Annotated in this window: 8 protein-coding genes and 2 pseudogenes; 1 reads left to right on the top strand and 9 read right to left on the bottom strand. The window is 74.1% G+C overall.

Annotated features, from left to right (window positions below):
• Position 1: 1 nt before the first annotated feature.
• From murG to mraZ, 9 genes and pseudogenes are all read right to left on the bottom strand, one after another.
• On the bottom strand, positions 2 to 2,347 hold the full coding sequence (gene murG / locus G7075_RS22460) for an undecaprenyldiphospho-muramoylpentapeptide beta-N-acetylglucosaminyltransferase (protein WP_371814180.1): 2,346 nt from the start codon (positions 2,345 to 2,347) through the stop codon (positions 2 to 4).
• A gap of 3 nt (positions 2,348 to 2,350) precedes the next feature.
• The gene (gene murD / locus G7075_RS04915; RefSeq protein WP_166119451.1) at positions 2,351 to 3,841 is read right to left on the bottom strand and encodes a UDP-N-acetylmuramoyl-L-alanine--D-glutamate ligase; all 1,491 of its coding nucleotides are present in this window, start codon (positions 3,839 to 3,841) and stop codon (positions 2,351 to 2,353) included.
• Positions 3,838 to 4,920 carry a phospho-N-acetylmuramoyl-pentapeptide-transferase gene (mraY, locus tag G7075_RS04910; protein ID WP_166119448.1) on the bottom strand — a complete coding sequence of 361 codons (1,083 nt, stop codon included), beginning with the start codon at positions 4,918 to 4,920 and terminating at the stop codon, positions 3,838 to 3,840. Before mraY ends, murD begins: the two co-directional genes overlap by 4 nt.
• Positions 4,917 to 6,322 (bottom strand): annotated as a pseudogene (murF, locus tag G7075_RS04905) (UDP-N-acetylmuramoyl-tripeptide--D-alanyl-D-alanine ligase). Before murF ends, mraY begins: the two are co-directional and overlap by 4 nt.
• Positions 6,319 to 7,865, bottom strand: a pseudogene (locus G7075_RS04900) (UDP-N-acetylmuramoyl-L-alanyl-D-glutamate--2,6-diaminopimelate ligase). The pseudogenes murF and G7075_RS04900 overlap by 4 nt, the downstream one beginning before the upstream one ends.
• A 10-nt stretch (positions 7,866 to 7,875) precedes the next feature.
• Positions 7,876 to 9,681 carry a penicillin-binding protein 2 gene (locus tag G7075_RS04895; protein ID WP_166119446.1) on the bottom strand — a complete coding sequence of 602 codons (1,806 nt, stop codon included), beginning with the start codon at positions 9,679 to 9,681 and terminating at the stop codon, positions 7,876 to 7,878.
• A gap of 309 nt (positions 9,682 to 9,990) precedes the next feature.
• Positions 9,991 to 10,476, bottom strand: coding sequence for a hypothetical protein (locus G7075_RS04890; RefSeq protein WP_166119443.1), 486 nt, complete (start codon positions 10,474 to 10,476; stop codon positions 9,991 to 9,993).
• A complete protein-coding gene (gene rsmH, locus G7075_RS04885; RefSeq protein WP_166119441.1) occupies positions 10,473 to 11,453 on the bottom strand; it encodes a 16S rRNA (cytosine(1402)-N(4))-methyltransferase RsmH in 981 nt (326 codons plus the stop codon). Before rsmH ends, G7075_RS04890 begins: the two co-directional genes overlap by 4 nt.
• Before the next feature lie 221 nt (positions 11,454 to 11,674).
• Positions 11,675 to 12,118, bottom strand: coding sequence for a division/cell wall cluster transcriptional repressor MraZ (mraZ, locus tag G7075_RS04880; protein ID WP_166119438.1), 444 nt, complete (start codon positions 12,116 to 12,118; stop codon positions 11,675 to 11,677).
• A gap of 373 nt (positions 12,119 to 12,491) precedes the next feature.
• Between mraZ and G7075_RS04875 the strand changes: the two genes are divergently transcribed.
• Positions 12,492 to 13,556 carry a MoxR family ATPase gene (locus G7075_RS04875; RefSeq protein WP_166119436.1) on the top strand — a complete coding sequence of 355 codons (1,065 nt, stop codon included), beginning with the start codon at positions 12,492 to 12,494 and terminating at the stop codon, positions 13,554 to 13,556.
• Positions 13,557 to 13,562 lie beyond the last annotated feature (6 nt).

Here is a 13,562-nt window from a genome sequence, read left to right as displayed (position 1 = left end):
CTCAGCGCCCCCCGGCCCGGACGACGAGGTCGGCGAGCAGCTCGTCGCCGCCCCGCTCCCCGACGGACGCCGCGGCGGTGGACATCGCCCCGAGCCGCTCGGCGTCGAGGGCCAGGGGCAGGACGGTGGAGCGGACCCACGCGGCGTCGACCGCCGCGTCGTCGACGAGGAGCCCGCCACCTGCCGCGACGACGTGCGCCGCGTTGAGCCGCTGCTCGCCGTTGCCGACCGGCAGCGGAACGTAGACGGCCGGCAGCCCGACGGCGGTCAGCTCGCAGACGGTCCCGGCCCCGGCGCGGCACACGACGAGGTCGGCGGCGGCGTAGGCGAGGTCCATCCGGTCGCAGTAGGGCAGGACGACGTAGGGGGCCCCCGGGACCGGCCCGGGGTCGAACTCCTTGCCGGTGCCGGCGACGTGCAGGACCTGCACCCCGGCCTCCGACAGGGCGGCCACCGATGCCGAGAACGCACCGTTGAGCCGGGCCGCGCCGAGCGACCCGCCGGTGACGAGCAGGGTGGGGGCGTCGGTGAGCCCGAACCGTTCCCGGGCCTCGGCCCGGTGGGCGGCACGGTCGAGGGTGGCGATCTCGCGACGCAGCGGCATGCCGGTGACGGTGGCCCCGCGCAGCGGCGTGCCGGGGAAGGTGACCCCCACCTCGGCGGCGAACCGCGCGCCGAGCCGGTTGGCCAGGCCCGGGCGGGCGTTCTGCTCGTGGACGACGATCGGCACCCGACGCCGCCTCGCCGCGAGGTAGGCGGGCGAGGAGACGAAGCCCCCGAACCCGACGACCACCTCGGCTCCGGTCGACTCGATGGCCGCCTCGGCGGCGGCGACGGCGCGCCGGAGGTTGCCCGGCAGCCGCAGGGCCGCGGCGTTCGGCCGCCGCGGGAACGGGACCCGCGGCACCTCGAGCAACGGGTAGCCGCGTTCGGGCACCAGCCGCGCCTCGAGGCCCTCGGCCGTGCCGAGCGCCGTGACGCGCACCGACGGGTCGCGCCGGCGCAGGCAGTCGGCCAGGGCCAGCAACGGGGACACGTGCCCGGCCGTCCCCCGCCCGCGAGGAGCACGGACGCCGGGACGGCTGCGCTCACGAGGTGCCCCTGCGCCCGCGGACGGCCCCGGAGACGACGGACAGCGACCGGCGCAGCGACGACGGCCGCGCGGACAGCGCCTCGCGACAGCCCGGTTCGCTGCGCGCGAAGGACAGGAGGATGCCGAAGGCGCCCATCGTCGTGATGAGCGAGGACCCCCGGAGGACACGAGGGGCAGTGGCACCCCGATGACCGGCAGCAGGCCGATGACCGCGCCGATGTTGATGAGCGCCTGGACGATGACCCACGTCATGACCCCGGCCGTGACGACCCGGACGAAGAAGTCGTCGGAACGGCTGACGAGCCGGTAGCAGGCGAACGCGAAGGCCGCGAAGAGCGCGAGGATCGCGAGGGTGCCCGGGAGGCCGAGCTCCTCGCCGATGATCGCGAAGATGAAGTCGTTGTGCGCCTCCGACAGGCGGCCCCACTTCTCGCGGCTCTGCCCGAGCCCGAGCCCGAGCCAGCCGCCGTCGGCCAGGGCGTAGCGCCCGTGGATCGACTGCCGTGCGGCCCCGTGGGGGTCGGTGTCGCGACCCAGCCAGACGTCGAAGCGGCCGAGGCGGTTGGGGCTGGTCACGACGAAGGCGACGACCGCGCCGATGAACGGGACGCCGGCGATGGCGAACCACTTGAGCGGGATGCCGGCGGAGAAGAGCACCCCGGCGACGATGGCGCCGAGCACCATGACGGTGCCGAGGTCGTGGCCGAGGGCGACGGCCAGCACGGCCGCCGCGACGAGCGGGACGAGGTAGGGCACGAGGACGTGGCCGAGCGAGCGCAGGTGCTTGCGCTTCTTCGCGAGGACCGCACCGCCGGCCAGGGCCAGCCCCACCTTGATCGCCTCGGACGGCTGGACGCTGATCGGCCCGAGGAAGAGCCAGTTCCGGTTGCCCTGGAACGACCCGCCGAGCGGGGTGAAGACGAGCATCTGCAGGATGATGCCGACGACGAGGACCGGGACGGCGAGCCGCTTCCAGGCCCCCGGGCGGATGCGTGACGTGACGGCCAGGGCGACCGCGCCGATGACGGCGTAGACGGCCTGGGTGGTGAAGATCGTGTAGGCCGAGCGGTTCTCCTCGAGCGAGGTGATCGCGCTCGCCGAGAGCACCATGATCAGCCCGAAGACGACGAGGGCGACCGTGAGGAACACCAGGACGTAGTAGGTCGTCACCGGCGAGTCGAGCCGGGCGGCCCAGGCCTGCAGCCGGGAGGACCCGCTGCCGGTCCCACGGGCCGGGGCGGTCGCGGACGTCACGGGCTACCCCTGCCCGGTGAGCCGCCGCACCGCCGCAGAGAAGGCGTCGCCGCGCGCACCGTAGTTCGCGAACATGTCCATCGACGCGGCGGCGGGCGCGAGCAGCACGACGTCGCCCTCCCGGGCGAGGTCGAGGGCGTGCGACACCACGGCGTCCATGGCTCCAGTGTCCGTTCGGGCGACGTCGACGACGGGGACATCCGGCGCGTGTCGGGCCAGCGCCTCGGAAATGGCCGAACGGTCACGTCCGATGAGGACGACGCCCCGGAGCCGGTGTGCCGCACCGGCGACGAGCTCGTCGACGTCGGCGCCCTTGAGCAGGCCGCCGGCGACCCAGACGACGTGCTCGAAGGCCGCGAGGCTGGCCTGCGCGGCGTGCGGGTTGGTGGCCTTGGAGTCGTCGACCCACCGGACCCCGCGCACGGTGCCGAGGTCGGCGATGCGGTGCGGCTCGGGGACGAAGTCGCGCATCCCCTGGCGGACGGCGGCCGGTGGCACCCCGTGGGCGCGGGCCAGTGCGGCGGCGGCGAGGGCGTTGGCGACGAGGTGCGGTGCGGGCGGCGGTGCGTCGGGGTCGGCCCGCAGGTCGTCGAGCGTGCCGAGCTCGGCGGCGGAGGTGCGCCGCTCGGGCACGAAGGCGCGGTCGGCGAGGACGTCGTCGACCAGGCCCACCTCGGAGAGCCCCGGGGTTCCGAGGGTGAAGCCGACCGCCCGGCAGCCGTCCTGCACGTCGGCCTCCTCGACGAGGCGCCGCGTCCGCTCGTCCTGGACGTTGTAGACGCAGGCGACCTCGGTGTTCTCGTAGACCCGGCCCTTGGCGCGGGCGTACTCCTCGAGCGACCCGTGCCAGTCGACGTGGTCGGGAGCGACGTTGAGGCACACCGAGGCCCGCGGCGCGATCGAGTGCGACCAGTGCAGCTGGAAGCTCGAGAGCTCGACGGCGATGACGTCGAACGGCTGGGGGTCCATCACCGCCTCGAGGATGGGCGTGCCGACGTTGCCGGCGCTGCACGCGCGCAGCCCGGCAGCCCGCAGCATCGCGGTGAGCAGCTGCACGGTCGTGGTCTTGCCGTTGGTGCCGGTGACCGTGAGCCACGGTGCCGCGCCCTCGAGCGGACGCATCCGCCAGGCCAGCTCGACCTCGCCCCAGACGGGCACCCCGGCCGCGGCGGCCGCGGCGAGCAGGGGCTGGTCGGGCCGCCACCCGGGCGAGGTGACGACGAGGTCGAGCGGCTCGGCGGGCAGCGCCGCGACGGCGTCCTCGCCGTACCGCAGGGCCGCGCCGAGGATGTCGAGGATGCGCGCGCGCTCGGACATCGCCGAGCCCTCGGCGGGCTCGGCGGCGTCGACGACGACCACCTGCGCGCCCCGCTCGAGCAGGGCGTCGGCAGCCGCGAACCCGCTGACCCCGAGGCCCGCGACGAGCACGCGCAGGCCCGACCAGTCGGCGTCGCGGTGGGTCAGCGCGCCGGTGCGGGCGGACCCGGCGCTCATCCGGCGCCCACCACCCACTCGGCGTAGAACAACCCGAGGCCGAGCGCGACGAAGAGGCCGGCGACGATCCAGAACCGGATGACGATCGTCACCTCCTGCCACCCGAGGAGCTCGAAGTGGTGCTGGAGCGGTGCCATCTTGAACACCCGTTTCCCGGTGGTCTTGAACGACGCGACCTGGATGATCACGGAGAGGGTGATCGTGACGAACAGGCCGCCGAGGACGACGACGAGCAGCTCGGTGCGGGTGAGGATGGCCAGCCCGGCGAGTCCGCCGCCGAGGGCCAGCGAGCCGGTGTCGCCCATGAAGATCTTGGCCGGTGAGGCGTTCCACCAGAGGAAGCCGAAGCACGCGCCCATCCCGCAGGCCGCGACGATGGCCAGGTCGTGCGGGTCGCGCACCTCGTAGCACTTGGTGCCCGGGTTCCACTGGCAGTTCTGGTTGAACTGCCAGATGCCGATGAGCACGTAGGAGGCGAAGACCATCACCGAGGCGCCGGTGGCCAGGCCGTCGAGGCCGTCGGTGAGGTTCACGCCGTTGGAGGTGCCGGCGACGATGACGTTGGCCCAGATGACGAAGAGGATGACGCCGACGACCGTGCCGGAGAACGCGAGGTTGACCGGGGTGTCGCGCACGAACGAGACCGCCGTCGAGGCCGGCGTGCGGAAGGACTCGTTGGGGAACTGCAGGGCCGCGATGGCGAACAGCACCGCCACGAGGGTCTGCCCGGCGAGCTTCTGGCCCGAGCGCAGGCCGAGGCTGCGCTGCTTGGAGATCTTGATGTAGTCGTCGAGGAAGCCGACCAGGCCCATGCCGGCCATGAGGAAGAGCACGAGGACGCCGCTGACCGAGGGCAGCTGGCCGGTGACGACGTGCGCGACGGCGTAGGCGGCGAGCGAGGACAGGACGATGACCGCCCCGCCCATCGTCGGCGTGCCGCGCTTCGTGTGGTGCGACGTGGGCCCGTCGTCGCGGATGAACTGGCCGTAGCCCTTCTTCACGAGGAAGCGGATGAAGGTGGGGGTGCCGAAGAGCGCGAGGACCAGCGACACGACGGCGGCGATGAGCACGGCCTTCACGTCTGCTGCTCCTCGGTGGTCGTGGCGAGTCGGTCTCCGAGCAACCGTAGACCGGCGTCGCGGCTGGACTTGAACAGGGCGACGTCGCCGCGCCGGAGCTCCTCTCGCAGGAGGGCCTCGGCGGCGTCCGCGTCGGTGACCGAGCGGACGCGCGTCGTCCCGCCGGCCGCCCGGGCGCCGTCGGCGATGGGGTCGGCCGCCGCCCCGACGACGACGAGCTCGTCGACCCCGCGGGCCACGACCTCGGCGCCGACCTCGGCGTGCATCGCGGCCGACTCCTCCCCGAGCTCGAGCATCGTCCCGAGGACGGCCCAGGTGCGCCGGCCCTCCCCATCCGCTCGAGCGCCGAGAGCGCGGCGCGCATCGAGTCGGGGTTGGCGTTGTAGGCGTCGTTGACGAGGGTGACGCCGTCGGCGCGCTCGACGACCTCCATCCGCCACCGGCTCACCGGGCGGGCGGCCTCGAGGGCGTCGCAGGCGGCGTCGAGGCCGAGGCCGAGCTCGAGGGCGACGGCCAGGACGGCCAGGGCGTTGCCGACGTGGTGGCGGCCGACGAGCCCCAGCCGGACGGCGCGCGACCCGGCGGTGGTGTGCACGGTGAACGAGGGCCGGCCGGAGTCGTCGAGGGTGACGTCGGCGGCTCGCACCTGCGCGTCGTCGGCCTCCCCGACGAGCACGACCCGTGCGGTGGTGACCGCGGCCATCGCGCGCACGGCGGGGTCGTCGGCGTTGAGGACCGCGAGACCGTCGGCGGGCAGCGCGGCGGGCAGCTCGGACTTGGCCCGGGCGATGGCCTCCCGCGAGCCGAACTCGCCGACGTGGGCGGTGCCGACGTTGAGCACGACCCCGACGCGCGGCGGCGCCATCCGGGCGAGGTAGGCGATGTGCCCGACGCCGCGGGCGCCCATCTCGACGACGAGGAAGCGGGTGTCCCGCTCGACGCGGCAGACGGTGAGCGGCACGCCGACCTCGGAGTTGTACGAGCCGACGGGGGCCACGGTCGGCCCGGCGGTCGAGAGCACGGTGCCGAGCAGGTCCTTGGTGCTCGTCTTGCCCGAGGAGCCGGTGATGCCGACGACGGCCAGGCCGGGCAGCGCGTCGACGACCGCGCGGGTGAGCCGGGCGAAGCCCTCCTGGGTGTCGTCGACGACGACGCAGGGCACACCGAGCAGCGGACGTGAGGTCAGGGCGGCGACTGCCCCGGAACCCAGTGCGGCGGAGGCGAAGTCGTGACCGTCGGCGTGCTCGCCGACCCGTGCGACGTAGAGCCCACCGGGCCCGGCCTCGCGGGAGTCGGTGACGACGGGGCCGTCGACGACCAGCGCGGCGGCCTCGGTGTCGGAGACCCCGGCGAGCCGCCCGCCGGTGGCTGCGGCCACCTCGGCGAGGGTCATCGGGATCACGGCGCCACCACCCCGAGGGCCCGCCGCAGGGCCTCGCGCAGCTCGTCGCGGTCGTCGAACGGGTGCACCACCCCCCCGACCTCCTGGCCGCTCTCGTGGCCCTTGCCGACGACGGCGACCGTGGCGGACCCGCCCTCGGTGGCCACGGCGGCCACCGCCTCGCGGATCGCGCGGCGCCGGTCACCGACCTCGACGACCCGGACCTCGCGCCCCCCGGCCCGCACGGACTCGACGCCCTCGAGCACGGCGGCGCGGACGGCGGCGGGGTCCTCCGAACGCGGGTTGTCGTCGGTGACGACGACGAGGTCGGCGACCTCGGCGGCGGCGGCCCCCATCGCGTGGCGCTTGTCGCGGTCGCGGTCGCCGCCGGCTCCGGTGACGCAGACGAGGGTGCCGGCGGTCGTGGGGCGCAGCGCACGCAGGGCTGCGGCGATGGCGTCAGGGGTGTGCGCGTAGTCGACGACGGCCAGCGGCTGGTCGCCGGACGGGACCTCGTCGAGCTCGACCCGCTCCATCCGGCCGGGGACGTGCGGGTCTGCGAGCACCGCCTGCCCGGCGCGCACGGGGTCCTCGCCGGCGAGGACGAGGGTGGCGGCGGCCATCGCGGTGTTCGTGACGTTGAAGTCCCCCGGCAGGCTCGACCTCAGGTGCAGGTCGACCCCGGCGGGCCCGATGAGCCGGAACCCGGCCGGGTCGTCACCGTCGGCCCCGACGTGCCACGCGGCGTCGTCGGCGTGCCCGATCGACTCGACCGGCACGCCCGCCTCCTCGAGGAGCCGCCTCCCCCACGCGTCGTCGACGCAGACCAGGCCGCGCCGGGAGCGCTCGGGGGTGAACAGGGAGGCCTTGGCGGCGAAGTAGTCGTCCATGTCGTCGTGGAAGTCGAGGTGGTCCTGGCTGAGGTTGGTGAACAGCGAGACGTCGTAGACCACGCCGTCGACCCGGTGCTGCGCCAGCGCGTGGCTGGAGACCTCCATGACGCAGGTGTCGAGGCCGCGCTCGGCCATCACCGCGAGGAGCGCGTGCAGCTCGGGGGCCTCGGGGTGGTGCGGACGCTGCCGACCCGCTCCTCCCCGATGCGCGTCTCGACGGTGCCGATGAGCCCCACCTCGTGGCCGAGGGCCGTGAGCGCCGAGTGCACGAGGTAGGCGGTCGTCGTCTTGCCGTTGGTGCCGGTGATGCCGACCATCCGCACCGGCAGGTCCTCGGTGCCGTAGACGCGAGCCGCGACCGCACCCAGCACGGTCCGCGGACCCTCGACGACGACGACGGGCAGGTCGACCCCAGCGGCGGCCAGCCGCTCGGCGCCCGCGGGGTCGGTGAGCACCGCGACCGCGCCGGCCTCGGCCACCTGTGCACCGAAGTCGGCACCGTGCGCGCGCGAGCCGGGCAGGGCCGCGTAGAGGTCGCCGGGGCGCACCGCGCGGGAGTCGAGGGTGACGCCCGTGACGACGGCGTCCGACGCGGGGTCGGCGGCCCCGATGAGCGTCGAGACCTCCCGGAGCGGGGTGCGTCGGGGCGAGGTCGGCCGGGGAGAAGCCATCCGGACGACCCTACCGCTTGGGCTGTTTCTTGCCGTCACGCAGCACGTCGGGGTCGGCCAGCGCCTCGGCCGGGTCGACCTCGAGCTGGAGGTGCTGCGACTTCTTGCCGGTCGGCGGGATCTTCAGCTCCTGGAGCGCGTAGGTCATGACGTCCTTGAACACCGGCCCCGCGACGTAGCCGCCGAAGAAGGGGTAGGTCGGCTTCTGGACGATGACCGCGACGACGATCTGCGGGTCGTCGGCCGGTGCGTACCCGATGAAGCTGGCCGTCTTGCCCCGGTACTTGCCGACCGAGGCGTCGTAGTACTCGGCGGTCCCCGTCTTGCCGGCGATGCGGTAGCCCGGGATCTGCGCCTCCTCGGCCGTGCCGTCGGGGCTGACGACGCCCTCGAGCATCTGACCGACCTTGCTGGCGGTGTCCTCCGAGACGACCCGGGTGCCCTTGGAGGCGGGCAGGGTCTTCTGGCTGCCGTCGGCCGCGGTGAGGCTGTCGACGAGGCGCGGGGTGACCCGGACCCCGCCGTTGGCGATGGTCTGGAACACCGAGGCGGCCTGGATGGCGGTGACCGAGATGCCCTGCCCGAAGGCCACCGTGGCCCTCTTCGTGCCGCTCCACGTGTCGGACTTCGGGAGCAGGCCCGCGGACTCGCCGGGGTACCCGACGCCCGAGCGGGACCCGAGGCCGAACTTGCGGAAGTAGGACTCCAGGGTCGAGGGCTTGAGCGTCTCGGAGACGAGGATCGTCCCGATGTTGCTCGACTCGGCGAGCGTGCCGGCGACCGTCCGGTACTGCGTCGGGTGCTCGTGGCTGTCCTTGAACCGCATGTCGAAGCGCGGCAGGCGGTTCGGGATGACGACGGGCGTCTCGGGCGTGACCGTCTTCTCCTCGAGCGCGGCGGCCATCGTCATGATCTTGGCGGTCGAGCCCGGCTCGAAGGCGTCGGAGAACGCCTTGTTGTCGAGGTGGGCGCCCTTCTTGCCCACGTCGGTGTCGGGGTCGAAGGTCGGGTAGGAGGCGACGCTCAGCAGGTTGCCGCTCCTGACGTCCATGATGACCACCGTGCCGGCGGATGCCTTGGTCTCCTTGATCCGCTGCGCGAGGGCGTTCTGGGCGTACCACTGGAGGCTCGAGTTGATGGTCAGGTGCACGTCGCGCCCGTTGACCGCCGGCGTGGTGCTGCTCAGGCCGGCGGGGATGGGGGTGCCGTCCTGGCCCACCTCGAAGGTCTGCTTCCCGGGGGTGCCCTGCAGCTGCTTGTCGGCCATCAGCTCGACGCCGCCGCCGGGGGTGCCGTCGTCGGTGACGTACCCGACGAGCGCGGCCGTGGTCGTGCCCTGCGGGTAGGTGCGCTCGGACCGGGTCTCGCGGCGATCGCGGGCGATGCCGGGGATGCCGAGCGCGTCGATCCGGTTCCAGGTCAGGGGGGTGACGTCCTTGCTGAGGATCCGGTACTTCGAGGTGCCCGAGAGCTGCGTCACGAGCTCGCTCACCGGGGTGCCGAGCAGCGGCGAGAGCTTCTCGGCGGCCGCCTGGACGGCGGCGTCCGAGGTCTCCGGGGCGCAGGTGGACTTCTTCGTGCGGAAGGTGCAGACGGCCTGCTGGTTCGCGACGACCACCTCGCGCACCACGCTCGAGGCGAGGACGGTGCCGTCGGCGGAGACGACCTGCCCGCGCATCGCCGGGATGATCTGCGCCGTCACGCGCTTGCTCTCGGCCTCGGCGGCCACGGCGCTGGCGTCGAGGCCCTGGATGCGGACGAGCTGGGCCCCGAAGACGCTGAGCACGAAGATCGTCGCGACGGTCAGGGCCCGCATCCGCCGGCGCGGGCTCGGGCCGGGACCCTGGACCGCGCGGGACGCGGGACGGCGGCCGGCGCCGCCACCCGTCGGTGCCGTGGTGGGGCGCCGCCGGGGGTCGGGCGACCCGGCGCCGCCGCGGGCTTGCGGGGAGCCGTCGAGGCCTTGCGGGCCGCCGTCGAGGAGCTCGTCGGGCGTGCACCGGTTCGCGTGGTCGTGGTGCCCGGGCGCGCTCCCCGCTCGGTCGCCGGGCGGCGCGGCTGTCCGGCGCGCGGGCGCTGCGGCGGCTTCTTCGGTGCGGTCACGGGGAGTGCGTCCTGGCGGTCGTCAGCGGCTGGGCGGTGTCGTGGCGGGGGTCTTCGCCGGGGGACGGGCCCCGGCGGAGGACTCGGTGACCACGCTAAACGTGGCGTCGGCGCGGGCCTTCTGCGCCACGCCGATGACCTTGCCGTCGGCCAGCCGGAGGAAGGCCGGCGTCTCGGCCGGCACCATGCCCAGGTCGCGCGCCTCCTGCGCGAGCGGTCCGGGGCCGGAGACGGCGTCGAGGGAGTGGCGCAGGTCGTCCTGGGTGTCGGCGAGCTCGTCGGACCGGTGCTGCAGGTCGCGCATCGTGAACGAGCCCTTGGCCATCGCGGTGTTGAGGACGAGGACCCCGACGAAGCCGGCGAGCACGAGCGCGATGCACAGCGCGAGGAAGAACCCGTTCCCCTCGGCGGCGGTCGGGGCGACGACGCGCAGGCGGCGCGGCGTCGGCGTCGTGGCGCGGCGCGCCGACGGGCGGGCCTGGGGCCGTGCCGTCGCGTGCTGGCTCATGCGGGGACTCCGTTCGGCGAGAGACGTTCCGCGGCCCGGAGGCGGGCCGAGGCGGACCTGGGGTTGGTGTGCTGCTCGGACTCGGAGGGGACCTCCGCGCCGCGGGTGAGCAGCCGCAGGTACGGCGCGTGCTCGGGCAGCTCGACGGGCATGCCCGCCGGCGTCCGGCTGCGCGCACCCCGCGTGAGGGCCTGCTTGGTGATGCGGTCCTCGAGCGAGTGGTACGAGAGGACGACGAGGCGCCCGCCCGGGGCGAGGGCCTCGACGGCGGCGTCGACGGCCCGCTCCCACACGGCGAGCTCGGCGTTGACCTCGATGCGCAGCGCCTGGAAGGTGCGCTTCGCGGGGTGGCCGCCGGTGCGCTGCGACGCGGCGGGGACCGCGGAGCGCAGCACCTCGACGAGCCGGGCCGAGGTGGTGAACGGCTCCTTCTCGCGCTCGCGCAGAACGGCCGAGGCGATCCGGCCGGCGAACCGCTCCTCGCCGTAGGTCTTGAGGACCCGGGCCAGGTCGCCGTGCTCGTAGGTGTTGAGGACGTCGGCGGCGGTCATCCCCTGCGACTGGTCCATCCGCATGTCGAGCGGGGCGTCGTGGCGGTAGGCGAACCCGCGGTCCTCCTCGTCGAGCTGGAGCGAGGAGACCCCGAGGTCGAAGAAGATGCCGCGCGCCGTGCCGTCGGCGTACTCGTCGAGCACCTCGCCGACCTCGTCGTAGACGGCGTGCACGGCGGTGAACCGGTCGCCGAAGGGGGCCAGCCGCTCGCTCGCCAGGGCGATGGCCTCGGGGTCGCGGTCGAGGCCGATGACCCGGGCGGCCGGGCAGCGGGTGAGGATCGCCTCGGTGTGCCCGCCCATCCCGAGGGTGGCGTCGACGCAGACGCTGCCCGGCGCCTCGAGGGCCGGGGCGAGGAGGTCGACGCAGCGCTCGAGGAGCACGGGGACGTGGCGGTCGCCGGCGTCGCCTCGGCTGCTGGTCATCTCACTCCTTCACGGGTCTCGGGGGTGCGGTGGTGCGGGTGCGGGTGCGGGTGGTGCGGGTGCGGGTCGACCCGGCGGCTGGTCCCCATCCGATCCGCGCCCGGCGCGGGGGAAGTCGCGTCGGGTGTCGGGTCGGCTGGAGGCCGGCGGTCGGGTCGGCTGGAGGCCGGCGGTCGGGTCGGTGCTGCGGTCGTGCGGTGGGCGGGTCTGCGGTGGCGCGCTCAGAGGCCGGGGACCACCTCCTCGGTGCCGGCCGAGTAGGCCGAGTACGCCGGCATGACCTGCTCGAGGTACTCGCTCCAGCGCGTGGTGTCCCAGACCTCGAGGCGCGGGCCGTTGCCGATGACCGTGCACTCCTTGTCGAGACCGGCGTAGGCGCGCAGCGCGGCCGGGACGGTGACCCGCCCCTGCTTGTCCGGGGTGTCGGGGTGGGCGCTGGCGCGGAAGACGCGGATGAAGTCGCGCACGCCCTTGGTCGAGCCCGACACCGACTGCATCTCCTGGGAGATCCGGTGGAACTCCGAGGTGGGGAAGACGTAGAGGCAGCCCTCCTGGCCGCGGGTGACGACGAGCCCGTCGGCGAGCGCACCGCGGAAGCGGGCGGGGAGGAAGAGGCGGCCCTTGTCGTCGAGCCGGGGCGTGTGGGTACCGAGGAACTCGTCCACGACGCCACCTCCTCGACCCGTCCGGAGCTTCCCTCGACCTCCGGTGCGCTCCACTTTACTCCACCGCTGCCCCCATCCGTCACGGATTTAGCACAATTGCCGGTCTGATTCTCCCATTGATGCAGTTCAGAAGCGGTGGAGCGAAGTGGGGAGGATCGCGCCGCACACGTCCTGCCGGATCCGAGGACACCCTCCGACGGCCCGGACGTCACCGTCCGACCCCGCTGGACGGCGGCTGCGGAGGCACCGGTGGAGCGCGGTGGGGACGGGGGTGGGGCGCGGTGGGGATCCGGCTCGCTGGGCACGTCCGGCGTCGACGCGTCGGGGATCGTCGCGGCCGTACCCCTCCCCCGCGGCCGGTCCGTGATGCACGATGAGGGCACCAGTCCACTCCGCCGTGCGTTGGGGGGGACGAGCCGACGAAGGGACCCCCGTGAGCGACCTCGAGCACGACCCCCGCACGACGACCGCCGCGAGCACCCGCGGGGCCGGCCTCGACCAGGTCCTCCAGGTCTCCAGCCAGCTGGCCACCGCGATGAACTCGGTCATCGAGGGCAAGCAGCCCGTCGTGCGGACGGCGATCACCGTCCTGCTCGCCGAGGGTCACCTGCTCCTCGAGGACGTGCCGGGTGTCGGCAAGACCCTCCTCGCCAAGACCCTCGCCCGGTGCATCGACGCCTCCGTGCGCCGCGTGCAGTTCACCCCCGACCTGCTGCCCAGCGACATCACCGGCGTCTCGGTGTTCAACCAGGACGTGCGCGACTTCGAGTTCCGGCCCGGCGCGATCTTCGCCAACGTCGTCGTCGGCGACGAGATCAACCGGGCCTCGCCGAAGACCCAGTCGGCCCTCCTGGAGTCGATGGAGGAGGGGCAGGTCACCGTCGACGGCACCACCTACACCCTCCCCCGGCCCTTCCTCGTCATGGCGACCCAGAACCCCATCGAGATGGAGGGCACCTACCCGTTGCCCGAGGCCCAGCGCGACCGGTTCATGGCCCGCATCTCGATGGGCTACCCCTCGCCGCGCTCCGAGCTCGACATGCTCGAGCTGCACGGCGGGGTCTCGCCGCTGGAGTCCCTCCGGCCGGTCACCGACGCCGCCACCATCGCGCAGATGGTCGAGTCGGTGCGCCAGGTGCACGCCGCGCCGGCGGTGCGGCAGTACATCGTCGACCTCGTCGGGTCCACCCGCTCCAGCTCCGCCCTGCGGCTCGGCGCCTCACCCCGGGCCACGCTGCACCTGCTGCGCGCCAGCCGGGCCCACGCCGCCCTGTCCGGCCGCGACCACGTCCTGCCCGACGACGTCCAGCAGATCGCGGTCCCCGTGCTGGCGCACCGGCTCATCCCCACCGGCGAGACGCAGATGGCCCGGCGCAGCACGGCCGACGTCCTCGGCGACCTCCTCCAGCGGGTGCGCGTGCCCGCCCCCACGCGCTGACCCGCC

Origin of the sequence: Phycicoccus sp. HDW14 (genome assembly GCF_011383005.1) — a bacterium.
Classification (GTDB): Bacteria; Actinomycetota; Actinomycetes; order Actinomycetales; family Dermatophilaceae; genus Phycicoccus.
This window is presented reverse-complemented; position numbering and strand designations above follow the sequence as displayed.

Coding starts and splice junctions, on each gene's coding strand:
- murD (WP_166119451.1), bottom strand. CDS start 3,841: ATGAGCGCCGGGTCCGCCCGCACCGGCGCGCTGACCCACCGCGACGCC.
- G7075_RS04895 (WP_166119446.1), bottom strand. CDS start 9,681: ATGCGGGCCCTGACCGTCGCGACGATCTTCGTGCTCAGCGTCTTCGGG.
- G7075_RS04890 (WP_166119443.1), bottom strand. CDS start 10,476: ATGAGCCAGCACGCGACGGCACGGCCCCAGGCCCGCCCGTCGGCGCGC.
- rsmH (WP_166119441.1), bottom strand. CDS start 11,453: ATGACCAGCAGCCGAGGCGACGCCGGCGACCGCCACGTCCCCGTGCTC.
- G7075_RS04875 (WP_166119436.1), top strand. CDS start 12,492: ATGAGGGCACCAGTCCACTCCGCCGTGCGTTGGGGGGGACGAGCCGAC.